The sequence below is a fragment of the Yimella radicis genome (assembly GCF_054778255.1).
In genome coordinates this window covers 303,877-325,101 of record NZ_BAAGZR010000003.1, presented here as the reverse complement: position 1 = coordinate 325,101, position 21,225 = coordinate 303,877, and the positions used below count along the sequence as shown (strand labels likewise).

The 21,225-nt window shown below is 67.5% G+C and carries 26 protein-coding genes; 8 read left to right on the top strand and 18 right to left on the bottom strand.

Annotation, left to right across the window (positions count from 1 at the left end; translation table 11 throughout):
• Positions 1-172 precede the first annotated feature (172 nt).
• Positions 173-1,153: a non-homologous end-joining DNA ligase gene (gene ligD, locus ACYU8W_RS03370; RefSeq protein ID WP_499466626.1), complete on the bottom strand. Its 981-nt coding sequence runs from the start codon at positions 1,151-1,153 to the stop codon at positions 173-175.
• Positions 1,154-1,183: 30 nt separating this feature from the next.
• Between ligD and ACYU8W_RS03365 the strand changes: the two genes are divergently transcribed.
• Positions 1,184-1,474: a hypothetical protein gene (locus tag ACYU8W_RS03365; RefSeq protein ID WP_499466624.1), complete on the top strand. Its 291-nt coding sequence runs from the start codon at positions 1,184-1,186 to the stop codon at positions 1,472-1,474.
• 43 nt (positions 1,475-1,517) lie between these two features.
• Here the strand turns inward: ACYU8W_RS03365 and ACYU8W_RS03360 are convergent, their stop codons facing one another.
• From ACYU8W_RS03360 to ACYU8W_RS03345, 4 genes are all read right to left on the bottom strand, one after another.
• Positions 1,518-1,880 (bottom strand): type II toxin-antitoxin system death-on-curing family toxin, encoded by a 363-nt coding sequence (locus ACYU8W_RS03360; RefSeq protein ID WP_129625446.1) that lies wholly within the window; start codon positions 1,878-1,880, stop codon positions 1,518-1,520.
• On the bottom strand, positions 1,877-2,080 hold the full coding sequence (locus tag ACYU8W_RS03355; protein ID WP_129625447.1) for a CopG family transcriptional regulator: 204 nt from the start codon (positions 2,078-2,080) through the stop codon (positions 1,877-1,879). Before ACYU8W_RS03355 ends, ACYU8W_RS03360 begins: the two co-directional genes overlap by 4 nt.
• A gap of 208 nt (positions 2,081-2,288) precedes the next feature.
• The gene (locus tag ACYU8W_RS03350) at positions 2,289-2,708 is read right to left on the bottom strand and encodes an SCO6045 C-terminal-like domain-containing protein (RefSeq protein ID WP_129625448.1); all 420 of its coding nucleotides are present in this window, start codon (positions 2,706-2,708) and stop codon (positions 2,289-2,291) included.
• Positions 2,695-3,567 carry an MbnB/TglH/ChrH family RiPP precursor modification enzyme gene (locus ACYU8W_RS03345; protein ID WP_499466621.1) on the bottom strand — a complete coding sequence of 291 codons (873 nt, stop codon included), beginning with the start codon at positions 3,565-3,567 and terminating at the stop codon, positions 2,695-2,697. Before ACYU8W_RS03345 ends, ACYU8W_RS03350 begins: the two co-directional genes overlap by 14 nt.
• 91 nt (positions 3,568-3,658) lie before the next feature.
• Here ACYU8W_RS03345 and ACYU8W_RS03340 point away from each other — a divergent pair, with 91 nt between their 5' ends.
• Positions 3,659-4,270, top strand: a complete 612-nt coding sequence (locus ACYU8W_RS03340; RefSeq protein ID WP_499466619.1) for a maleylpyruvate isomerase family mycothiol-dependent enzyme — start codon at positions 3,659-3,661, stop codon at positions 4,268-4,270.
• Between the two features lie 58 nt (positions 4,271-4,328).
• On the opposite strand, the gene ACYU8W_RS03335 is transcribed toward ACYU8W_RS03340, so the two are convergent.
• Both ACYU8W_RS03335 and ACYU8W_RS03330 read right to left on the bottom strand, forming a co-directional pair.
• A complete protein-coding gene (locus ACYU8W_RS03335; protein ID WP_499466617.1) occupies positions 4,329-5,060 on the bottom strand; it encodes an ATP-binding cassette domain-containing protein in 732 nt (243 codons plus the stop codon).
• A 72-nt stretch (positions 5,061-5,132) separates the two neighbouring features.
• On the bottom strand, positions 5,133-5,918 hold the full coding sequence (locus ACYU8W_RS03330) for an ATP-binding cassette domain-containing protein (RefSeq protein ID WP_499466615.1): 786 nt from the start codon (positions 5,916-5,918) through the stop codon (positions 5,133-5,135).
• Between the two features lie 195 nt (positions 5,919-6,113).
• On the opposite strand from ACYU8W_RS03330, the gene ACYU8W_RS03325 reads away from it, so the two are divergent.
• Entirely contained in the window at positions 6,114-7,880 is a 1,767-nt protein-coding gene (locus ACYU8W_RS03325) for a long-chain-acyl-CoA synthetase (protein WP_499466613.1), read from the top strand.
• Between the two features lie 256 nt (positions 7,881-8,136).
• On the opposite strand, the gene ACYU8W_RS03320 is transcribed toward ACYU8W_RS03325, so the two are convergent.
• The 6 genes from ACYU8W_RS03320 to ACYU8W_RS03295 form a co-directional block, all read right to left on the bottom strand.
• On the bottom strand, positions 8,137-8,397 hold the full coding sequence (locus ACYU8W_RS03320) for a hypothetical protein (RefSeq protein WP_499466611.1): 261 nt from the start codon (positions 8,395-8,397) through the stop codon (positions 8,137-8,139).
• Between the two features lie 309 nt (positions 8,398-8,706).
• The gene (locus tag ACYU8W_RS03315) at positions 8,707-9,180 is read right to left on the bottom strand and encodes a hypothetical protein (protein ID WP_115921368.1); all 474 of its coding nucleotides are present in this window, start codon (positions 9,178-9,180) and stop codon (positions 8,707-8,709) included.
• 181 nt (positions 9,181-9,361) lie between these two features.
• Positions 9,362-10,486 (bottom strand): NAD(P)/FAD-dependent oxidoreductase, encoded by a 1,125-nt coding sequence (locus ACYU8W_RS03310; protein WP_499466608.1) that lies wholly within the window; start codon positions 10,484-10,486, stop codon positions 9,362-9,364.
• Positions 10,487-10,627: 141 nt separating this feature from the next.
• Complete coding sequence (locus ACYU8W_RS03305) at positions 10,628-10,930, bottom strand: putative quinol monooxygenase (RefSeq protein WP_075818624.1); 303 nt, start codon at positions 10,928-10,930, stop codon at positions 10,628-10,630.
• Positions 10,927-11,496, bottom strand: coding sequence for a type 1 glutamine amidotransferase domain-containing protein (locus ACYU8W_RS03300; RefSeq protein ID WP_499466606.1), 570 nt, complete (start codon positions 11,494-11,496; stop codon positions 10,927-10,929). Before ACYU8W_RS03300 ends, ACYU8W_RS03305 begins: the two co-directional genes overlap by 4 nt.
• A 1-nt stretch (position 11,497) precedes the next feature.
• The gene (locus ACYU8W_RS03295; protein ID WP_499466604.1) at positions 11,498-12,664 is read right to left on the bottom strand and encodes a glutathione-independent formaldehyde dehydrogenase; all 1,167 of its coding nucleotides are present in this window, start codon (positions 12,662-12,664) and stop codon (positions 11,498-11,500) included.
• A gap of 326 nt (positions 12,665-12,990) precedes the next feature.
• Between ACYU8W_RS03295 and ACYU8W_RS03290 the strand changes: the two genes are divergently transcribed.
• Positions 12,991-14,640: a PucR family transcriptional regulator gene (locus tag ACYU8W_RS03290; protein ID WP_499466602.1), complete on the top strand. Its 1,650-nt coding sequence runs from the start codon at positions 12,991-12,993 to the stop codon at positions 14,638-14,640.
• A gap of 52 nt (positions 14,641-14,692) precedes the next feature.
• Here the strand turns inward: ACYU8W_RS03290 and ACYU8W_RS03285 are convergent, their stop codons facing one another.
• The 4 genes from ACYU8W_RS03285 to ACYU8W_RS03270 all read right to left on the bottom strand — a co-directional run bounded on the left by ACYU8W_RS03285 (position 14,693) and on the right by ACYU8W_RS03270 (position 17,841).
• Positions 14,693-15,274, bottom strand: a complete 582-nt coding sequence (locus ACYU8W_RS03285) for a low temperature requirement protein A (RefSeq protein WP_499466600.1) — start codon at positions 15,272-15,274, stop codon at positions 14,693-14,695.
• Complete coding sequence (locus ACYU8W_RS03280; protein WP_499466598.1) at positions 15,271-15,396, bottom strand: hypothetical protein; 126 nt, start codon at positions 15,394-15,396, stop codon at positions 15,271-15,273. Before ACYU8W_RS03280 ends, ACYU8W_RS03285 begins: the two co-directional genes overlap by 4 nt.
• 87 nt (positions 15,397-15,483) lie before the next feature.
• Positions 15,484-16,743, bottom strand: a complete 1,260-nt coding sequence (locus ACYU8W_RS03275) for a fatty acid desaturase family protein (protein ID WP_499466596.1) — start codon at positions 16,741-16,743, stop codon at positions 15,484-15,486.
• 42 nt (positions 16,744-16,785) lie between these two features.
• The gene (locus ACYU8W_RS03270) at positions 16,786-17,841 is read right to left on the bottom strand and encodes a ferredoxin reductase (RefSeq protein WP_499466594.1); all 1,056 of its coding nucleotides are present in this window, start codon (positions 17,839-17,841) and stop codon (positions 16,786-16,788) included.
• A 126-nt stretch (positions 17,842-17,967) separates the two neighbouring features.
• Between ACYU8W_RS03270 and ACYU8W_RS03265 the strand changes: the two genes are divergently transcribed.
• Positions 17,968-19,152 (top strand): PucR family transcriptional regulator, encoded by a 1,185-nt coding sequence (locus ACYU8W_RS03265; RefSeq protein ID WP_499466592.1) that lies wholly within the window; start codon positions 17,968-17,970, stop codon positions 19,150-19,152.
• Between the two features lie 66 nt (positions 19,153-19,218).
• Here ACYU8W_RS03265 and ACYU8W_RS03260 read toward each other — a convergent pair whose 3' ends face one another.
• Entirely contained in the window at positions 19,219-19,377 is a 159-nt protein-coding gene (locus ACYU8W_RS03260; RefSeq protein ID WP_499466590.1) for a hypothetical protein, read from the bottom strand.
• Positions 19,378-19,427: 50 nt separating this feature from the next.
• Between ACYU8W_RS03260 and ACYU8W_RS03255 the strand changes: the two genes are divergently transcribed.
• From ACYU8W_RS03255 to ACYU8W_RS03245, 3 genes are all read left to right on the top strand, one after another.
• The gene (locus tag ACYU8W_RS03255; protein WP_499466588.1) at positions 19,428-19,802 is read left to right on the top strand and encodes a hypothetical protein; all 375 of its coding nucleotides are present in this window, start codon (positions 19,428-19,430) and stop codon (positions 19,800-19,802) included.
• 70 nt (positions 19,803-19,872) lie between these two features.
• Positions 19,873-20,541, top strand: a complete 669-nt coding sequence (locus ACYU8W_RS03250) for a histidine phosphatase family protein (protein WP_499466586.1) — start codon at positions 19,873-19,875, stop codon at positions 20,539-20,541.
• A 49-nt stretch (positions 20,542-20,590) separates the two neighbouring features.
• Complete coding sequence (locus ACYU8W_RS03245) at positions 20,591-21,223, top strand: hypothetical protein (protein ID WP_499466584.1); 633 nt, start codon at positions 20,591-20,593, stop codon at positions 21,221-21,223.
• Positions 21,224-21,225 lie beyond the last annotated feature (2 nt).

Here is a 21,225-nt window from a genome sequence, read left to right as displayed (position 1 = left end):
AGCACAGCATCACGAACAACACGCGAGATCTCATCAGCCATGCCTGATGAGTGTCCCGGATGTCACGACACTCGGGTGTCCCGAATGTCATGACATCCGGGACACCCAGAAGTCACGAGACATCACAGCCAGTAGGTTCGGCCGCGCATCAGTAGGTTCGCATCTGGCCTGCTCACTCCGATGGTTCCGGTGGCGCTTGTTCGCCGGCCTTCTCATCGCGAGCGGCCCAGTCGAGCAACTGGTCGAGTCGGAACGCGACGTCGTCGATCTCGGCGGTCAGATCGCCCTTGTCCGCATATCGGGCCGGGACCGTCGCGATCGTGAAGTCGCGCGGGTCGATGTCGGCCAGCTCGTCCCAGTCGAACGGCGTCGAGACGGTCGCATCGGCGTTGCCGCGCACCGAGTACGCGGATGCGATCGTGTGATCGCGGGCGTTCTGGTTGTAGTCGACGAACAACGCGGCCGGGTCGCGATCCTTGCGCCACCAGGTCGTGCTGACGTCCTTCGGAGCGCGACGCTCGACTTCACGGGCGAACGCCAGGGCAGCCCGTCGCACGTCCGAGAAGCCCCACTCCTGCTCGATGCGGACGTAGATGTGCAGACCGGCGCCACCACTGGTCTTCGGGAAACCGCGAATACCCAACTCGTCCAACAGTTCCCAGCACACGTCCGCGATATTGCGTACTCGGTCGAATGGGCAGTCCGGCATCGGGTCGAGATCGATGCGCCACTCGTCCGGCTTCTCGATCTGGGGACGACGGGAGTTCCAGGGGTGGAACTCGACGCTCGACATCTGTACGGCCCAGATCACCTGTGCGAGCTCGGTGACGCAGAGCTCGTCGGCGGTGCGTTTGTAGCGCGGGAAGAAGACGCGCACGGTGTCCATCCACTCGGGCGCGCCGTGCGGCAGCCGTTTCTGGTGCACCTTCTCCCCGGAGACGCCGGTGGGGAAGCGGTGCAGCATGCACGGACGGTCGCGCAGCGCCCGCACGATGCCGTCACCGACCGACAAGTAGTAGTTGACGAGATCGAGCTTCGTCTCGCCCCGAGCAGGGAAGTAGACCCGGTCGGGGTTCGAGACCGACACGATGCGCTCGCCGACCTCGATCTCGACCTTGGGGGAGCTGCTGCGCCGTCCCGGTAAGGCTGCCATGGTCCGAACCTACGCGTACCCTTGGGCGCCGTGAGTGAGAAGCCAAGCATGTTCCGGATCTTCGCGCTGCGGGTCGCGGCGGCGATGGTGGCAGTCGTGGCCGGCCTGTGCCTCGTGGTGACCGTGCTGGCCGCGATCGTCTGGGCCAAGGGCGGGTCGGAGGCCGACGGCATGCCGGCACTCACCGGTGGCTTCTTCGCCGGCTTCCTCCTCTGCCTCCTCGGGTTCTGGTTGCTGCGTCGTCGCTCGGCGCGGGTGGAGGCGGCCTTCGACGATCCCGCGGACGGCGCGGGCAGCGGGAGCAGCTCCACATCTGTGTGATCCGTCGCTGACCGGCGGCGCTCGGTGGGCGACGGCGACGCGGTCAGTGCCAGCGGGTGAGCGCTGCGGCGATGTCGGGCAGCTCGATCCGCCCGGCCGCGGTGGCGATGACGAGGTCGTACGCATCGTCGTCGGGAGCCTCGATCCAGGCGCCGTTGAGATCGAGGAAGACGACGGTGGCGAGCCAGCCGAGTCGCTTGTTGCCGTCGACCAGTGGGTGGTTGCCGACCAGGGACTCCAGCAGCGCAGCCGCCTTCTCCTCCAGCGTCGGATACGCCTCGCGCCCCCACAGCACCGTCGTCGGTCGGTGCGCCGCCGCTTCGAGCAGACCTACGTCCCGCAACGGCCCGACGCCGAGATCGTCGACGAGACCGAGCAGATCCTCGAGCGTCAGGAACTCGGTCACTTCCCGAGGCGGTCGAGGACGTCGGCGTAACGGGCCCGGGCGCGAGCGGAAGCGTCGGTGACACGCCGCTCATGGCCCCGTCGAGCGGCGACCTCGTGGATCGCACGGATCGTCGCTTCCTGGCGGCTGATGCCGTCGGCCTCTGCCAGCATCGCCAGGACGCGCTCGTCTGCTTCGGACAGTCGCAGTGTCATCGCCATGCGGATGATGGTATCAATGTGGTATCACCATTGTGCACCGAAAGCGGGAGGGCGCCGCGGCGACCCGTGGACGCGACGTGACCGTCCGTCGATGCGGTGGCTCACGATTGCGTCACGACGGGGGCAGCGGTATTGATCGGTCCCGGCCTCCCGCTCGACTCTCAGATATGCGAAACGGCCTTGCCGCCGCAGCGCAGGCCCCCGAGGCTCAGTTCGGCAGGGCAGGCAGGGCGTGGAGGCGTCCGCGCCGACTCCACACCAGGTGCCGACGCGTAGCCATCTCGACCGTTGCTATACGTCGCCGCCCGGCGCGGAGGTCGTCGAGCACCACCCAGTCACCGTCGTCCGCGGTCGGGCGGTCGCGTACCCATTCCACGAACATCTCGGCGTCCCAGTGGGCGCACGAGCCCGCCGGTGTCGCCAGCACGAAGGCGATCGCGCGGTCTCGCCAGCGGGGGAGCAATGCGATCTCGGGTCGCACGTGGGTCATGCCGTCGACCCGCTTCATCGCGAGGATGCGACCGGTGTGGCGGGAGCGCAGTTCGTCGAAACCCTCGGGCGTGCGACCGCGCAGCAGTTCGCCGACGACCCCGCTCTGGCGCGCGGCCAGTTCGTCACGAGCCGACACGGGCGACTCCCCGGGCGACGGCGCGGTCGATCCGGTCGAGGTCGTGCAGCACCGCTTCGGCCCGCACGTCGGCGTCCCGTTCGAGCATGACGCCCGGCACCGGGGCGCCGCACGAAATCCGATGTGCAACAAAGGCACTCAACAGCTCCGACACCGCGTCGAGCACGGGGTGGGCATGGGTGTCGATGTAGAGACCGTCGCGTTCGGTGCCGCCGGCGACGTGCACGTAGGCGACGGCGTCGAGCGGGAAGCGAAGTAGGTCCGCGTGGGCATCCGTGCCGCGCGAGACCGCGCTCGCGTGCAGATTGGCCACGTCGAGCACCACCCGGACGCCGGTGCGGCGCACGATCTCGCCAAGGAAATCCGGCTCGTCGAACTCGTCCTCGGGCCAGCTGAGCAGGGCGGCGATGTTCTCGATGGCGAGTGGCACCAGCAGCTGCGCCTGCGCGATCTCGATGTTCTCGACCACGATGTCGAGCATCCGGCGGGTGCGCGGTGGCGGCATCAGGTGGCCTGCCTCGAGCACATCGCCGTGCAACGAATCAGGCGTCCCGGCGGCCCGCACGAACGCGAGGTGCTCGCTCACCAGTGGCGCGTCGAAGAGCATCGCGAGCGACGAAAGTCGTTGCAGCCGAGCGGGATCAGGGGTGGAGGCGTCGGCAAGGCCCAGGCTGACCCCGTGCGGGATCACCGTGACGTGCTCGGCAAGGGTCATCAAGGCGGCCGGCGGACGGTCGGGATCGACGTTCTCGGCCACCACCTCGGTGAACTGCAGCCGTCCCTGCGCGGCGAGGTCGGCGAGGTCGGGGGCGATGGGCGCCCGCCAGGCGATCGCGGTTCCGCTCGGCATCGGCTTCATGGGTCCGATGGTAGGTCGCAACCAACTCCGTGAGGCGGACGGCGAGACCGTGCCGGCAGCCACCGTCAGGGCGACATGTGAGGCTGGAGTCATGAGCGACATCTGGAACCTCGTCCACGCCGAACGGCACGCCCTGGTCGACGACCTCTCGAGCCTCACCGACGCGCAATGGCAGGCGCCTTCGCTGGCCGACGGGTGGACGGTGCACGACGTCGCCGCACACCTCGTCGACAATGCCACGGCGACCACCTGGCGACTGGTCAAGGCGATGGTGAAGGCCCGGGGCAACTTCCACCGGCAGAACGACACCGGCCTGCGCGCCGCCAAGGGGGCCACGCCGCAGGCGACTCTCGAGCGACTGCGTGCGGTGGCCGAGCGCACCGACACCCCGCCCGCACCGCTGGCGAGCCGGTTGGTCGAGGAGATCGCCCACGGTGAGGACATCCGGCGCCCGCTTGGCATCGTCCGCGAGTATCCGGTCGCCGCGATCGTGCCGGCCATCGGCTACCAACTGCGCACCCCCGATGCCTTCGACGGCACAAAGTCGCTCGCCAAGAGGGTGCGCTTCGTGGCCGACAACGCAGATCTGGCGATCGGGCAGGGACCGGAGTTGCGTGGCCCCGCGCTCGAGTTGCTGATGGTGGCCACGCGGCGGGCACCGCGTGAAGGTGCGTTGAGTGGCCCGGGGCGCGCGCTGATCTGACGTCGGTGCGGGAGGTGGTCAGGTGAGCGGGGGCTCGAGCTCCCGCTCCTGCACCAACTCACGACACCAGTAGCACCGTCGGCCCGCTCCACCGCGACCGCAACCACCGATCGTGGCTGGCCACGAGCACCGTCGCCGGGGCGTCGAGCAGTGCCGCCTCCAGTTCCTCGACCAGCCCGAGCGAGAGGTGGTTGGTCGGCTCGTCGAGCAGCACCAGGTCGGGGCGCCCCGCGATGAGCATCGCCAGCGCGAGGCGCTGCCGCTGGCCGAGGCTGAGCTGTCCGATCGGCCTGCGGGCGTCGCGCGGCGGCAGTAGCCCGAGTGCGTCCAGGCCGAGCTGCGACTCGTCGTCGCCGTACGCCTGCAGCGGGGTGAGGTGCGGTTCGGCGAAGCTGATCTCCTGACGAAGGAATCCGATTCGCCGGGCCGACACCTCGAGCGTGCCGTGACCCAGGGCGAGCTCGCCCGCGATCGCCGCGAGCAGGCTCGACTTGCCCGAGCCGTTGGCCCCGGTGATCAGCCAGTGTTCACCGGCGCACACGTCGAGCCGCCCGATCCGGAAGCGGCCGGCCACGGCGGCGTCACGCGCCGACACCCACCCCGCGCCGTCGGCCGAGAATGTGCCGCCGAACCGCAGGGTCTTCGGTGGCTTGCTGATGCGCGCCCGCTCGATCGCCGCGATGCGCTGCTCTGCGTTACGTCTGCGCCGCGACACCGTGGCCTGCACCCGTGACCCCTTGAACGCGTAGATGAACTTGTCGCCGTCCCTGGGCGGACGATCGTGGGCCACATCGAGATTGGTGGTGCGGGCGGTGGCGCGAAGTTCGTTCAGCTCCTCCTGTTGCGCCTCGAACGCCTCCTGTCAGCGCGCCCGCGACCGGGCCTTCTCGGCGAGGTAGTCGCTGTAGTTGCCGGTGTAGCTGCGGCCGCCTTCGCCGTCGGTGCCGAAGTGGGTGCGGTCGAGGTCGACGATCGAGGTGCACACACCGTCCAGGAAGGTGCGGTCGTGGCTCGCCGCGACGACGACGCCGCTCATCGTGCGCAGTTCCTCCTCGAGGAAGGTGAGGGCCGTCTCGTCGAGGTGATTGGTCGGTTCGTCGAGCAGCACGCAGTCGGGCCGGCGTGCGAGCAGCGCGGCAAGGGCGAGCCGTCCACGCTGCCCACCCGAGAGCGTCCCGACGGGCCGGTCGTGGGGTAACTGCTCGAGACCGAGGAGTGCGGCGGTGCGCTCGGCCCGCGTGGTCGCCGTCCAGGCGTCATGACGGGTGGCCCACGCGAGCACCTCGTCGTATCGATCGGCGGCGCCGGGTTGCTCCAATCCGGTTGCCAGCTCTTCGAGTTCGCGTACCGCGGCGTGCAGCGGCGCGAGCGCGTCGTGTAACACCCGGGCGATCGTGTGCTCCGGATCGAGTCCGCCGTCCTGCGCGACGTAGCCCAGATCTGCCGGTGCGTGCACCGCGCCGCGGGTCGGCGGCTCGACACCAGCGGCGAGGCGCAGCAGCGTCGACTTGCCCGAGCCGTTCTCGCCGACCAGCCCGACGCGGTTGCCGGCGGACGCGGCCAGGGAGATGCCGTCGAGGATCCACCGTCCGTCGTAGGTGACGGCGAGATCCTCGAGGAGGAGAGTGGGGGAGGAGTTGGCTGGCATGAGGCCTCGGAGGGGTCGGCATGGTGCGCCGCCGGGCAGGGCCGCGAGCGGGGCGATGATCCGATCAGTTCTCCATGGTGCATCCAGTCTGAAGGACGAGATCGGAGCGGGCCAACCGGTTTTCGTGGGACGGCTCGTTACCAGTGGGTAGCAAACCTGGCTAACCTTGTCCCGGTCGTTCGTGAGGAGAGTCACATGAGTCCTGCCACTCGCCGTCGCGTCGGTTTGACCGACATCAGCAAGGGCCTGCTCGGTTTCGCCCCCGACCTGCCGATGCTGGCCCGTGAGGCGCCCGGTCTGCTGCTGCGTAAGCCGACGCACACTGCGTCCATCGGCCAGCAGTTTCAGCGCACCGTCGAACGCCACCCCGACCGTCCGTTCCTCAAGGGGGAGGGCCGCACGCTCACCTATCGCGAGGCGAATGCGCTGATCAACCAGTACGCAGACCTGTTCGCCGAGCGCGGCGTCGACCACGGCGACGTCGTGGGTGTGAACTCGGCCAATGACGTCGAGAACGTCCTGGTCATCCTCGCCGTGGTGAAGCTCGGTGCCGTTGCGGGCCTCATCAATTACAACCAGCGCAGCGAGGTGCTCGCGCACAGCCTGCGGACGCTCGACGCAGCACTCGTCGTGATGGCTGACGACCTGCTCGAGGACTTCGCCAGTGCCGGCGAGATCGCTCACGAGCAGAACGTGATCCTATATTCGCAGCTGGCCGGTCTGGCCGAGGGCCGCCCGAGCGAGAACCCCGCGTCGGCCGAGCAGGTCAGGGCCAAGGAGCGGGCGCTGCTGATCTTCACCTCCGGCACCACTGGCATGCCGAAGGCGTCGGTGATGACGCACTACCGTTGGCTGAAGTCGTACTCCGGCCTCGGTGCGCTCGGCGTCCGGTTGCGTCCGACCGACACGCTCTACTGTCCGCTGCCGCTGTACCACAACAACGCAGTGACGGTTGCGCTCGGCGCAGTGCTCGCGGGCGGCGCAGCGTTCGCGGTGTCGCCGAAGTTCTCGGCCACCAAGTTCTGGGACGAGTGTCGCGCCTACGACGCAACCGCCTTCGTCTACATCGGCGAACTATGCCGTTACCTGCTTGCCCAGCCGGAGAAGTCGGACGACCGCGACCACAACATCCGGGTGATCGTCGGGAACGGGCTGCGTCCGGACATCTGGGACGAGTTCCAGCAGCGCTTCGGCATCGGTCGCATCGCCGAGTTCTACGGCGCGTCCGAGTGCAACATCGCCTTCATCAACGCGTTCAACATCGGTCAGACGGCCGGCACCTGCCCGCTGCCTTACAAGGTCGTGGCCTACGACCCCGAGACCGGTGCAGCCACCCGCGACGACGCCGGGCGCCTCACGACGGTGAAGACGGGCGAGGTCGGGCTGCTGCTCAGCAAGGTCACCGACCGGGCTCCGTTCGACGGTTACACCGACGACGAAGCCAGCGAGAAGAAGCTGCTGCGCAACGGATTCAAGGACGGCGACTGCTGGTTCGACACCGGTGATCTGGTGCGCAATCAGGGGCTCACGCACGTTGCGTTCGTCGACCGGCTCGGCGACACCTTCCGCTGGAAGGGCGAGAACGTCGCCACCACCGAGGTGGAGGCAGCGCTCGCCGGCGCACCTCAGGTGGTCGACTCCACCGTCTACGGCGTCGACGTGCCGGGTTGCGACGGCAAGGCCGGTATGGCTGCGGTCGTGCTGCCCGACGGTGAGGCCTTCGACGGTGCAGCGCTCGCGGAGCACGTGCGCTCGCAGCTCCCAGCCTATGCGCGGCCGCTGTTCGTGCGACTGGTCAACGAACTCGAACACACCTCCACCTTCAAGTCGCGCAAGGTCGAGCTGCGCAACCTCGGCTTCGCCGACGGTGACGAGGCAGTGTACGTGCTCACCAAGGACGAGGGTTACGTGCCGATCTACGACGGCTACACGGACGCGATCGTGGCTGGCACTGCCGGCTGACGACCACGCGGATGTCACTGTCAGGCGCGGGTCTTCGCGGGCGCCCGAACGCCGGCCTTCTTGGTGGCGCAGTCCCGCTTGCCGTCACCGTCCTGCGGTGCGGACGACATCTTGTGCTCCCCGGTGAGCGCCCGTGAGTTCGATGCCCGGCTCCGCGCGATCGCAAGGCCCCTTCGCCTGCTGGGGCGAAGGGGCCTGATCCCGGTGACCGGTCGGAGCCGAATGAGAAGACGGCACCGACCGGGCTGGTGGCGGGTCAGACGGCGCGCACGGTGCCGTCCTTACCGACCCGGTAGGAGATCGATCTGCCATCGCTGCGTGGTAGGTCGGTGGGGGAGACGATCGATGCCTTCGATGCTGGCGAGACGACGGCGTAATCGGTCGCCTTCGCTCCGGCTGCCTCGGCCTGGGCGGCCGGCACGACCGACGCCCCGACGAGCGCGACGCAGGTCGCGGCGAGAACACCGCGCCCGACGCGCTTTGAGGTGGACAGTGAGTTGGTGGCTGCGGTGTTCATGAAGAAGAGACTGCCGACGGTGTCTGTGCACTTCCTGTGCGAAGACTACGACTGCGCGATGCGCGTTTTCAGCGTCCTTGTGCGGCGTCCAAGTTCGCCGGGTTGATCTTGGGCGCCCGGACTGCCCGCGATCTTCGCCATCGGTGTGCGCGTGCCGGAGCAGCGCTGCACCGGACGATCAGTCCGCGCTGCGCCGAGCCGTTGCGCTCGGCGCAGCCTGGACGATGTTCGCGCTCGTCGCCCCGGCCGCACGCACGTCGTTGTTGACGCTGTCAGGTCGAGCCTTGCGGGACGTCGAGCTCGGGGGAGTCAGCTCTCGACGAACGGGGTGACCTGTCGAACACCGCGGCCGACCGATTTGGCGCCCGCCTTGGTCGCCGAGGTCAGGCCTTGGGTGAGCAAGGTCAGGCCGGCACCGACGAGCCAAACGTCCTTCGCCACGCCGGTGCCTTCCTGGGTCGGACGGATGCCGTCGGACTGGGTCATACCAGGGGTCTTGAGGTACATCCGAACCAGACTCGCGCCGAAGCCGGTCAGCGCAGCGCCGGCGACTACAGGGGAAACCATCGGAGCAAGAAGCAGCGCGCCGACTCCAATTTCGCTGTAGGACAACACCTTTGAGAACGTCTTCGGGTCCATCGAGTCGAAGACGCCGGGGTAGGCGGTCTTCGCGCCGTTGTGCAGAAACGCGGCCGTGCCCTCGTCGACCTTCAGCTTGCCGACCCCGGAGTTGAGGATGAAGGCGCCGGTGGTGACGCGCAGCGGCATCTGTGTCAGGTTCATGGACTACTCCTCATGGTGGATGACTGGACAACAAAACACACTAGATCCCAGACGCTCGTCGATGGCGCTTCGGGCAGCGTGATCCGAGGCGCACGTCGACCGTGGCCTGGCAGGTCCCCACCGCGAAGTGCCCGGACGCCGGGAGGTGCTCGCCGCGTGCCGCGCCGCAGACCCGCTAATCCTAGGCTTCGCCGAGGCGCGCTTCGGGCGTGAGCTCGTCGCGGAGACCGCCGCCGGTCGCAGCCCGGGCAAGAGCGCGACCCAGCGCCGGTGCCTGCTTGAACAGATTGTGACCGGCCACAAAAAAGACAGAGCCTGCCTCCCACACGGCCACGCCGTCCTCACTCCACGGGAGGTCGGTCACCCAGCAGTGAAGGAAGTCGCGCGGCTCTGGGTGGAGACCGGGCAGCGCTCGTGTCACGTAGTCGCGTGCGCGTTCGTCCAGCGATCGAATCGCCGCCGGGTCGATGAAAGTTCCGTCGTCGCGGACGCCGACGGTGTCGCTGAGTCCGACCGAATAGCTGCTGTTGCCCGGTAGCGGCGTCGCGTAGACGCCGACTTCGCCGAAGACGCCGCTGCTGTCCTGCAGGCACGCGACTCGTGCCGGGGCGGCGGCTTTCACCTCGAAGGTCAGCCGGACGTGTGCGGCAAGGCGAACCGGCAGCGACAGGCCGACGCTGCGGGCCAGGCGGGCGGTTTCGCGGCCGGCGCACACGACCACCTTGGAGTAGACAGCCCGGTCGGTGATGCTGCGCACCTCGACCGTCCCGTCGGCGCGGGGATCGATGGAGATGACCTCACCAGTGGTGATCGCATCTGCGAGGGCACCCGTGAGTGCCGTGATCGCGGCGCGGGTGCGGATCGCGCCGCCCGACTCGTCAAGCACCGCCGGCCCCGAATACCCAGCGAGCAGCGGCATCCGTTGGGCGACCTCGGCCGCGTCGATCTCGCGTGCTTCCACGCCGCCGACCTGGTCCAGCACCCGCAGCCGCGCGAGGGCGCTGTCTCCGATCGCCACGACACCGTCTGATGAGACCAGCTCGACGTCGAAGTGTTCGGCCCACTCATCCCATACGCCGCGGCTTTCGCGCGCGAAAGCGACGAGTCGCGGGTCGTCGTGGGCATGCCGGAAGATCCGCGACTCGCCTGCGGACTGACCCGTCCCGGGCAGACCAGCCTCGTACAAGCGCACCGCCACGCCCTGCTCTCGCAGCGCGTACGCCGTCGACAGACCGACGATCCCGCCCCCGATCACTGCTACCTCGGGTGAACGCGTCGTGGCATCGCCGTCTTCAGTTCCTGTCATCGCGGTTCCTCGATCTGTTCGTGATGAGCGATTGGCCGCAAGAGAAGGGGCCGCTGCCACGACGTCAGCGGGCTGTGTGAGCCCGAAGTCATCGCGCGCAGCGACCCCTCCTGTCTGGGCCAGTACTCCCAGTTTGTGGTGTCAGGCGGGGAGTTTGGAGCCCAGTACGTCGAGCTTCTCGATCGTCGGTTCGGAGAACAACGTGCCGGTCTGCTCGCCGAGAGCTACCGCAACAGGGCCGGACAGGTGGGCGTCACGTCCGGCGTCATCGGGGAACACGTCGAAGATCCCGAACGAGGTCGGCCCGAGGCGGATCGCGAACCACGCAGTGGTCGCCTGCTCGTCCTCGACAAGCGCACGGCCGCTGTCAAGGAACTCCTTCACGTCGTCCTCCTTGCCGGGCAACGCGTCAAACCTGACCAGCAATCCCTTGGTCACACTCATGACTTCTCCTCTTCCTTTGTCGTGGTGCCTGCGAGTTGGGACACTATCGCCTCGGAGAACGCCGGCAGGTCCTCCGGCGAGCGGCTGGTGATGAGATTCTTGTCGATCACCACGTCCTGGTCGACGACGTCAGCGCCGGCGTTGCGCAGGTCGGTGCGAATGCTCGGGTACGACGTCAGGGTGCGACCCGCGGCCACGCCGGCCTCGATCAACGTCCACGGCCCGTGACAGATCGCCGCCACTGGCTTGCCGCTCTCGACGAAGTCGCGGACGAAGGAAACGGCGTCCTCGTCGACCCGGAGCTGGTCGGGGTTAACCGTGCCGCCGGGAAGCAGCAGGGCGTCGTAGTCGCCCACCGAGGCGTCTGCGACCAGCCCGTCGACGGTGAACGTGCCCGCTTCATCCAGGTCGTTCTCACGGGCCTTGATCTCGCCGTCGTGGATCGAGAGGACCTCGGTCTGAGCGCCCGCGCGGTCCAGTACTTCGCGGGGTTGCTCGAGCTCAACGCGCTCGACGCCGTCGGCGGCGAGGATCGCGACCCTCTTGCCCTGAAGATCTGCTGCCATATCAGTTTGCCTTCTTTCCGTTTGACATGCCGGGCTTGATGACGACCTTGGTCCAACCCTCGGACCTGGAGTCGAAGTTCCTGTAGGCGTCGGCAGCCTGATCCAGCGAGATCTCGTGGGAGACGATCCAGGACGGCTTCGCCTTGTCAGCCGCGATGAGGTCTCGCAGCCGGCGGTTGTACCTCTTGACCGGGCACTGACCGTTGCCCATGGTCTGTCCCTTGAACCAGTGGGTGCCGAAGTCGATGGCCGCCTTGCCCTGCTTGGCCAATTCGCCCTTGGCCCCCGGGTCCTCGGGGACGAACACGCCGACGGTGCCGATCCCGCCGGTGAACCGGACCGAGTTGATGAGCATGTTCAGGGTGGCAGCCGGGTCTTCGTTGCCCTCAGGGTCGTGGGCCTGGTAGCCGACACACTCGCAGCCACGGTCGGCTCCGAGCCCCATGGTCTCGTCCAGCACAGCCTGCACGGGGTCGACCTTGGAGTCGTCGATGGCGATCGCTCCGATCTGCTCGGCCAGCGCGAGCCGGTCGGGGTGGCGATCGACCACCATCACCTTCGCGGCGCCCTTGATCGTCGCGGACAGGGCGGCCATCAGTCCCACGGGGCCGGCCCCGGCGATCACGACGCTGTCGCCCGGGATCACGCCGGCCATCTCGGTGGCGTGGTAGCCGGTGGGGAAGATGTCGGAGAGCATGACGTAGTCGTTCTCCTTGTCCTGCGCGTCTTCACCCAGGCGCAGCGCGTTGTGGTCGCCGAAGGGCACCCGGAGCAGTTCTGCCTGCCCGCCGCCGTACGGGCCCATTTCGGCGAAGCCGTAGGCCGCACCGGCGGCCGACGGGTCAGGTTGCGTTGTCAGGCAGTAGTTCGTGAGCCCGCGCTCGCAGTTCTTGCAGAACCCGCACGAGATGTTGAAGGGCAGCACGACCCGGTCGCCCACCTTGATCTTCTCTACTCCCTTGCCGATCTCCACCACCTCTCCCATGTTTTCGTGGCCGAACGTCCGGCCCTTCTCGAAGGAGGTGCGCCCCTCGTACATGTGCAGGTCCGAGCCGCAGATGTTGGTCGTTGTGATCTTGACCAGCACATCGGTGGGCCGTTCGATCTCGGCGTCCGGAACGTCCGTGACCGCGACATCTTTGGGTCCCTGATAGACGACAGCCTTCATGGCGAATCTCCAATCGTTGTGTCGGTGACTCCGACCTGTCCACACTCGTCGCCGACCACCAAGAATTCATGGGCGCACCAGGCCAAAGTCCCGGGGCATGATTTGGGTCGAGTGCACAACTCCCCGCGGGTGGGTGTGCTGGGCAAGGGGTACGGTGAGCGCGACGGTGCCCCCGAGAGTTGATGAGGACCGATGAGCTCGCACGGATTCGGACTGGATCCCGGGATACATCCGTGCTGCATGTACCGAGGCGTCGCCACTCAGCGCGACGACCTGTGGGGTCCCTACACAGGGGGATCCCGGGCGGGCCGCCCAGGGATCAAGAGATGACCGTCTGCGAGCCCGCCACAACCGGAACCGTTGTGCCAACCGGCGAGCTGGATCTGCGGCGTGCCCTCACCGGCGTCGAGGGGCTGCTGGTGATGTCCATGGCGATGATGCAACATCACGACGTGGACGAGGTCATCAACGTCCTGGAGCGTGAGGTCGAGTCGGTGACCGGCTGCCAGTTGGTTCACGTCACCTTCCAGCGGCACCGGGAGTGGATCACCCTGCCCCCCGGGGAGCCAACGAAGCCGGCGGAACCGAGCCCCTCAACCGGTGAACGGGTATTCGTGCAGGACCACGGCGACTCCTGGACGTCGACGACGGCTGTGGCGGTCTTGAACGGCGCCCCGGGCCAACTGGTCCTTCGCAGCTTCGCCCGGCCCGACCCCGAACAACTGTTCGTCATCGAACGGTTGGGCGATCTCCTCGGGACGGCGCTCGCGGATGCGCAGGTGCGCGAGCGCCACCGCCGACGCGCCCACGAACTCGATGCAGCCAATAACGAGATGGCGCGCACCGTCGCGGCGCTGCAGCACCGTGAGGGGGTGCTTGAGGAGTTCGCCCGACTATCCACGACCGGGACTGAGCTCGACGTGGCCACCTCACTCAGCCGGCTCACCGGCTCCGCTGTCGTGCTGCGGGACAGATTCGGGCACGAGTCGACCCGGATCACGGTTGCCGGCCGGTACCAACCGGTCCTCGAGCGAACCTCGCTCGAGGAGGTCATCGGCGGACGCCCCGAACTCGGCACGATCGAACTGGAGGTGCCACCGGACAAAGACCGAGACGACGCATCATTCGCTCTGCGGTACGCGGGCGTCGCACTGGGGCTGCTGAGGGCTCAGGCCGCAGAGATGAATGAACTGGAGAACCGACTGAGTCGAGACCTCCTCGACGACCTTCTTGGAGGGCTCCCGGCCGACGTTGCCGTGGACCGGGCATCCGCTCAGGGCCACGACCTTGGCGTTCCGCACGACCTGATCGTGTGCGCATGGTCCTCCGATCGGGGTCACCGCGGGCACGGCCGCGACGTCGATCACCTCCGGATGGCCATGGCTCGTCAGCGACTGCCCTGTTTGGTCGTCCGGAACCGGGGACTGGTCGTCGTCCTCGCCCATCGAGGTGTCGACATGGGCCGCCTGTTCAACGACTTGTCGCGCGCCTACGGCGACACCAACGGTGTGATCGCGAAGGGGGAGCCGGCCAACTCGCCGGAACAGATCCCACGTGCCTATGAGCAAGCCCAACGAGCACTCAGGGCTCGTCAGCAGTCCCACAATCCGTATGGCTTCATCGCCTACGCCGACTTGGGAGTAGACCGGCTGCTCGCCCTCGACGGCAACGCTGAGGAAGTCGAGCGCCTCATCAGGGACTGGCTCGGCGACCTATTGAGCTACGACCGTCGCCACGGCACCGAGCTCGTCTCCACGCTAGCGGCCTACCTTGACCACGGGGGCAAGTACGCCGACACGTCAACGACGCTCACCATCCACCGCAACACACTGCGCTACCGAATCAGCCGCATCACCGAGATCTCGGGCCACGACCTCAACGACGTCGAGACACAACTCAACCTCCACCTGGCGACACGCGCGTGGCGACTGCGCCGTGCCTCCGTCGGCGAGCCCCCGCGAAACGCCGTCCGGTGAGGTAGTCCCAAGCCGTAGTTGCGAGAGTCTGCGCGGCGATGGCACTGGACGATCAGGAGTCGCCGCCCGGGCCGATCGCCGGGTGGCGCCAGAGTTCCCAGCTGGTGTGCAGAAAGCAGACGAAGGTTAGCCCGGCGAGCGCCGCCAAAGCAGGCGCCACCACCGCGACCAGAATCAGGGAAGCAGCCCCCACTGCGGCCACCAGGCGACCGGTGGCGAGCTGGTGGTGGTCGCGCCATCGGTAGGCGACGTCGCCGACGTAGAACACCGCGACGCCACCGGCCAGGGCGACGGCCGGCAACAAGGGGAGTGGTTCCCCCGGTGCCGCGACTGCTTCGTGCACCCCGAGAGCGAAGAACACCACCCCTGCCACGAGCGGCAGATGAAGGTAGCTGTAGGAGTCGCGCGCGAGCCTCGACCGCTCCCGACCAGTGGTGCCGCGCAGCCGTCGTTCGGCACCGCCGCGCAGATAACCGAAGTAGGACCACCACAGACCGGCCGCGACCAGCACGGCCGTCACAACACTCGGGCGCGGAAGAGCGGCTTCGGCGCCAGCGCCTACCCCGACGATCGCCTCACCCAGCGCGATGATGATGATCAGCCCGTGCCGCTCCACGAAGTAGGCAGGTGTCACGCTCCAACCGTCAGTCCGTCGCCGGCGTTGGTCCCGACCAGGACCGGCCCCGACAGATCCATCACCGCGACCACGATCCACAGCAACTCCCGTTGCGGCGTGTCGAAGAACGCCGCGGCCACCAGCACTGCCGGGCCGGCGAGCAGGGTGGGTTCGCTCGGCGTGGCGGCTCGCAGTCTGTGCCCATGACACCCGGGCGATTCAGTCGCTCAGACCGTCTTGGGGGTGGTGCGGCCCTTCCACGCGTCGCGCAGCACCTGCCACTTGCCGGGCTTGCCCGACTCGTGACGCTCCCAGAACTCGTCCGGCAGCGACAGCTTGGCGATCTTCTTCCAGGTCTGTGCAAGCTGGGTGCCGAGCGGGCCCGTCGTGTAGTGCAGGTTGTACCGGTCGCAGATCTCGCGCACCTTCGGCGCCACCTCGATGTAGCGGTTCGAGGGAAGGTCGGGGAACAGGTGGTGTTCGATCTGATGGCTCAGGTTGCCGGTGAGGATGTGGAACAGCGGGCTGCCCGACAGGTTCGCCGATCCGAGCATCTGGCGGATGTACCAGTCGCCGCGGGTCTCGCCGTCGAGCACGTCCTCGGTGAACACGTCGACCTCGTCGGGGAAGTGACCGCAGAAGATCACCGAGTGTGCCCACACGTTGCGCACCATGTTCCCACCGATCATTCCGGCGAGCGACCACTTGCCGGAGCCGGTGAGGGTGGCGACCAGCGGGGTGGCGATGTAGTCCTTCAGCACCTGTCGAACGGCCTTGGCCTTCAGCGCCTCCAGATCCTTGTTGAACTGCTCACGGGACTTGGCACCGGTCTGCACCTGGTCCCATTCGAGGTCGTAGGAGGCGATGCCCCACTCGAAGGTCGGCGCGAGGAAGGCGTTGACGATCGGGTTGAAGATGTCGCGCTTCTGCCACGGCTGCTCGTCGCTGATCCGCAGGATGTTGTAGCCCACGTCGCGGTCCTTGCCCATCACGTTCGTGTACGTGTGGTGTAGGTCGTTGTGGGTGTGCTGCCATCCGCGGGCCGGGGCAACGAAGTCCCACTCCCAGGTGGTGGAGTGGATGTCGGGGTCGCGCATCCAGTCCCACTGCCCGTGCAGGACGTTGTGGCCGATCTCCATGTTCTCCAGGACCTTGCCCATGGAGACGCCGGCAATGCCGAGCAGGAACATCGGCTTGTGCTTGCCGAAGATCAGCGCCGTGCGTCCGGCGAGGTCGCAGGTGCGCGCGACCTTGATGACCTTGCGGATGTAGGCCGCATCGTCCGCGCCGCGCTCGGCAAGTACGGAAGCGCGGATCGCGTCGAGCTCACGTCCGAGTTCGTTGACCTGCTCGTCGGTGAGGTGCGCGGCCGCCTTCGGACGCGTGTGTGCACCGCCCTCGGTGGGCAGCACGCCGGTGCGCTTCTTCTGGGTGTCGTCGTAGATCGCGGTGCGACGTTCGATGACGGAGGCATTGGTGATCGTCATGAAATCTCCTGACTATCAAGGGGGTTCGTGAAGTGCAACGGTTCAGACTTCAAGATGGACGGGGCCGACAGCGGCCGTGATGCAGGTCTGGATGAGTTCGCCCTCGTCGGCGTGGATCTCGCCCGTGCGCAAGTCGCGCACCTGACCCGAGACGAGGGGAGTCAGGCAGGTGCGGCAGATGCCCATTCGACAACCGCTCGGCATGATGACGCCGGCTTCTTCGCCGACCTCGAGGATCGGGGTGGAGCCGTCGCAGACGGCTGCCTTGTCGGACTTGGCGAACGTGATCGTGCCACCGTCGGTGTCGGACGGTGCGAGCAGCGCCGGTGCGAATCGCTCCACCTGCAGGCCCTGCGGGAGTCCGGCGTTCGCCCAGAGCTTCTCGGTGTCGTCGAGCAACTCGGTGGGGCCGCACACGTAGGCCTTGCGCGAGCGCCAGTCGGGGCAGACGGTCTCGACCGCGGACGCGTTGCTGAAGTCGATACGTCCGTTGTTGCCGGTGAAGTGGATGACGACGGTCAGGCCGGCGTACTGCCGATCCATCGTACGCAGTTCGTCGATGAACAGTGCATCGTCCTCACTGCGGGCGCAGTGGATCAGGACGACGTCGGCGTCGGGGCGCCTCGGGATCAGGGTGCGCAGCATCGACATGACCGGAGTGATGCCGCTGCCCGCGGTAATCATCAGCAACGGGCGTGGGCCGGTCGGCAGGATGAACTCACCCTGCGGGGGAGCGAGGAACAGAACGTCGGCGGTCTTGGTGTGTTCGACCAGGTGACGCGACACGCGTCCGATCGCGGTGACGGTGATCTCCGGGTCGTGCCCCTGGGCCGCGGACAGGGAATACGAGCGCCACTGGCGGACCCCGTTGATCTCGACCCCGATGCGGGCCCATTGCCCAGCCAAGTGCGGCTCCCAGCCACGTCCGGGCCGGAAGGAGATGGTCGCCGAGCGGGTGCCGTGTCGGCGGACTTCGGTGACGACACCACGCAGCTGACGCGCGGAAGCGAGAGGATTGATGATCTGCAGGTAGTCCTCAGGGGATGCCGGCGACGTCCAGACGGACGCGGCACGATGAATCGCCTTCAGAACTCCCATACGTCAATTCTGATTGGCGCGGTCCGCGTAAACGGTGAGTCTGTAGGTAGAATTTCGACCGATAAACTGTGCTCCGGTGATAATAATGGGACGGAACGGCACGTTTCTTCGTTCGGAGGCTCGCTCATGACCACACCAGTCACACCCGATCGGGTGAGTCGCCCCCAGCCGTGGGCTCAATTGCCGCCTGAGATCAGTGCCACGATCGGTCCCGTCGTCCCTGAATTGGTGGCGACGATCATCAGCAACATTCCCCGTGAGATCACCGAGTACGCGCGCCCGCTCGACGGCGAGTTCGGTGCGGCCGTGCGGCGTGGTGTCGAGACCGCGCTGCAGCGTCTGCTGATCGAACTGCCCGGCACGGATGAGCCGCCCTTCACTCCCGAGGGCCGTGCGATCTATCGGACGCTCGGCATCGGCGAGGCGCGCACCGGTCGTTCGCTGGAAGCCCTGCTGTCCGCCTACCGGCTCGGCGCCCGCCTCACGCTGCGCAGCGTGAGCGAAGCAGCGCTCGAGGCCGGACTCGACGCGCGCGTCCTGCTCAATGTCGGCGAAGCGATCTTCGTGTACTTCGACGAGATCTCGGCGGCGAGCGTCGAGGGCTTCGCCGAGGAACAGTCCCGGCAGATGGGGGAGCGGGACCGCGCCCGTGCAGCCCTGCTGAACTCGTTGCTGTCCACTCGCGTGGACGAGATCGAGGTGCGTCGGTTGGCGGCGCGTGCCGGTTGGGTGATCCCGGACCGCTTGATCGCGCTGGTTGTGCCGCTGGAGAACGCGGAGGGCCTGCGATTGCGCCTGGGTGATCGGGCGCTCGCGTCCGCTCGCGGGGGGCAAGCCGTCGCGATCGTGCCTGAGCCGAGCACGCCCACCGCTCACCGCGAACTCGAGTTGGCGCTCGCGGGACGCAGTGCCTGGCTCGGCCCGGGGCGCCCCTGGACAGCGGTGAACGAGTCGTTGCGCGCAACGATGCAGACACTCGGAGTTCCGTCGGTCGATGAACCGCGGTGGGTCGTCGACCACGTGGTCGACGTGGTGCTCGCCTCGCAGCGTGAACTGGTGGCGGACCTGGCCGAGCGTCGACTCGCACCTCTCGACGAGGCCGGCGAGACGCAGCGCGAGCGTCTGTTGGAGACGTTGGAAGCCTGGCTGCGCTGGCGCGGCGAGCGCAAGAAGATCGCCGAGGAACTGCACGTGCACCCGCAGACGGTCGGTTACCGGCTCGGGCAACTGCGCGAACTGTTCGGCGAGGCCCTGGAGGATCCGCAGTCCCGGTTCGAACTCGAACTGGTGCTGCGGGCTCGGCATTCGTAACCGAGAATTGACGATCAGGCGGTGACGGCTTGACCCGGACATCGCCACGCTTGGCACGTGGCCACCTCACGCGTCCTCGCCTCTGCCGCCCTCACCTGCGTCGCAGCACTTGCCGCCGGTGGCGTTCACCGGATATCCGCGGCTGTTCAACGGTGAGGACTGCAACGCGCTCACCTGGTTCTCACCCCAGGAGTCACTCAATGCCGCCACCGACCAGCTCGACACGCTGCTACTCACGAAGGCGGCGAACCGCGGGTTCAAGACGGTCGACGTCCGTGCAGCGTTCGACACCCACCGGGTGCGACAGCGTCGAGTGGGTGAACGGGTTGTCGAATCCGATCGAGGAGTCCTACCACCCGAACGTCGCGGGCAATCAGGGTTACGCGGCGGCCCTGTCGCCGACTCTGGTCGGTTCTGCGATGCGTGCGACAGCCGCCGCCACAACTCAGCACAGCGGGAAGCTCGCCGCGCCGCAGATCGGCCTGTTGTCGGCCGAGTCGGTGGCGGGCGCACGCAAGGTCGGGATCAGCATCGACGAACTGTGCCGGCTCGACCGCGAACTGCGCTCGGGTGACTCCACCAGGATGACGAACGCCGGCCGGCGGATCGGGCAGCTGGACGCCTACGCCACGGCGAAGCTGGGATGCTGACGCCGCCTGTTCTTCGTCTCAGCTCACGGGGCGTTCACGTCCCGGTCAGGTCCATGGTGAGAATGGACCCATGCGGCTGATCCTGATTCGGCACGGCGAGACGCCGGCCAACGTGCAAGGTTCGCTCGACACCACTCTTCCCGGGCCCGGTCTGACCGACCGTGGCGTCGAGCAGGCGGAAGCCATCCCGGCGGCGTTGCATGGGGAACAGATCGACGGGTTGTGGACCAGTCGCGCCCTGCGCACCAAGGAGACCATCGCACCGCTGGCCGAGCACCTGGGCATCGAGCCGCAGGCGCTCCCCGGCACGCACGAGATCCAGGCCGGCGAGCTGGAGAAGCGCACCGACCCCGACAGCATCCACGCCTACCTCAAGCTGCTGGGTGACTGGGCCGAAGGTGACCTCGACCAGCGGGTCCCCGGCGGCGAGACCGGTCACGAAGTGTTGGACCGCTATGACGACAGCGTCGCGCGCATCGAGGCATCCGGTGCGCGCACTGCGGTGATGGTCAGCCACGGTGCGGTGATCCGTTTCTGGACCTACCAGCGCGCCGACAACATCAAGGACACCGACCTCGCCGTAGAACCACTGCCCAACACCGGAATCGTTGTGCTGGAAGGTGATTCGGACGATGGGTGGAGCGTCGTGTCCTGGCTCGGCACCGCGCTCGCCGGTACCGGCCCGCACGACCCAGACCCCTACGACGGTCCGACCGGGCACCCGTTCGACGAGGACTGACGGATTCGCTGATTTGGCGGGCTTGGGCGGCGCGTTGCATGGTGGTCGGATGAAGTACGCACGACGCGGCCGGGCGGCCGCCCCGATGGCCGTTCTCGTGGTCGGTGCTCTCGCCCTCGGCGGGTGCAACAGCGGTGACGACAACTCCTCGAGTTCATCCTCGAGGTCTACGACGAGCTCATCGACGAGTTCGACGTCGACTTCGTCCACCACCACCTCGGCCACCTCGACTCCCTCGAGTGCTGCGACGTCGTCCGCCCCGGCGAGTTCGTCATCGAGCGCTCCGACCTCCGCCGCTTCCTCGAGTCCCGCCTCGAGTCAGTCGTCCGAGCCGTCGGCCACCTCGTCCAAGCCGGCCGCCTCGCCGACGTTGGTCAAGTCGTGCATCAACGCGAACTCGCGGTCGAACAGTGCGGTCAACGACTGGAACGCCGCTGTTCGCTCCAAGGACAGCACGCAGCTCGACAACGCTGCGAAGGGCTTCCGCCAGACTGCGACCTACCTGCGCACGCTCACCAAGGCGCCGGGCGACAAGCAGTTCACCCCGTTGGTCTGGGCGGTCGCGAAGGACTTCGACGACCTGGCCACCGCGCGCGTCCGCCGACAGACCGTGTCGACCAAGAACTTCAACTCCGACGCCCAGAAGATGCGTACCTACTGCCTGAGCAAGATCAAGGTCTGACT

Coding starts and splice junctions, on each gene's coding strand:
- ACYU8W_RS03320 (WP_499466611.1), bottom strand. CDS start 8,397: ATGAACACCGCAGCCACCAACTCACTGTCCACCTCAAAGCGCGTCGGG.
- ACYU8W_RS03275 (WP_499466596.1), bottom strand. CDS start 16,743: ATGACGATCACCAATGCCTCCGTCATCGAACGTCGCACCGCGATCTAC.
- ACYU8W_RS03270 (WP_499466594.1), bottom strand. CDS start 17,841: ATGGGAGTTCTGAAGGCGATTCATCGTGCCGCGTCCGTCTGGACGTCG.
- ACYU8W_RS03290 (WP_499466602.1), top strand. CDS start 12,991: ATGACCGTCTGCGAGCCCGCCACAACCGGAACCGTTGTGCCAACCGGC.
- ACYU8W_RS03355 (WP_129625447.1), bottom strand. CDS start 2,080: ATGGCGATGACACTGCGACTGTCCGAAGCAGACGAGCGCGTCCTGGCG.
- ACYU8W_RS03340 (WP_499466619.1), top strand. CDS start 3,659: ATGAGCGACATCTGGAACCTCGTCCACGCCGAACGGCACGCCCTGGTC.
- ACYU8W_RS03325 (WP_499466613.1), top strand. CDS start 6,114: ATGAGTCCTGCCACTCGCCGTCGCGTCGGTTTGACCGACATCAGCAAG.
- ACYU8W_RS03300 (WP_499466606.1), bottom strand. CDS start 11,496: ATGGCAGCAGATCTTCAGGGCAAGAGGGTCGCGATCCTCGCCGCCGAC.
- ACYU8W_RS03315 (WP_115921368.1), bottom strand. CDS start 9,180: ATGAACCTGACACAGATGCCGCTGCGCGTCACCACCGGCGCCTTCATC.
- ligD (WP_499466626.1), bottom strand. CDS start 1,153: ATGGCAGCCTTACCGGGACGGCGCAGCAGCTCCCCCAAGGTCGAGATC.
- ACYU8W_RS03245 (WP_499466584.1), top strand. CDS start 20,591: ATGAAGTACGCACGACGCGGCCGGGCGGCCGCCCCGATGGCCGTTCTC.
- ACYU8W_RS03265 (WP_499466592.1), top strand. CDS start 17,968: ATGACCACACCAGTCACACCCGATCGGGTGAGTCGCCCCCAGCCGTGG.
- ACYU8W_RS03345 (WP_499466621.1), bottom strand. CDS start 3,567: ATGAAGCCGATGCCGAGCGGAACCGCGATCGCCTGGCGGGCGCCCATC.
- ACYU8W_RS03330 (WP_499466615.1), bottom strand. CDS start 5,918: ATGCCAGCCAACTCCTCCCCCACTCTCCTCCTCGAGGATCTCGCCGTC.
- ACYU8W_RS03250 (WP_499466586.1), top strand. CDS start 19,873: ATGCGGCTGATCCTGATTCGGCACGGCGAGACGCCGGCCAACGTGCAA.
- ACYU8W_RS03295 (WP_499466604.1), bottom strand. CDS start 12,664: ATGAAGGCTGTCGTCTATCAGGGACCCAAAGATGTCGCGGTCACGGAC.
- ACYU8W_RS03310 (WP_499466608.1), bottom strand. CDS start 10,486: ATGACAGGAACTGAAGACGGCGATGCCACGACGCGTTCACCCGAGGTA.
- ACYU8W_RS03305 (WP_075818624.1), bottom strand. CDS start 10,930: ATGAGTGTGACCAAGGGATTGCTGGTCAGGTTTGACGCGTTGCCCGGC.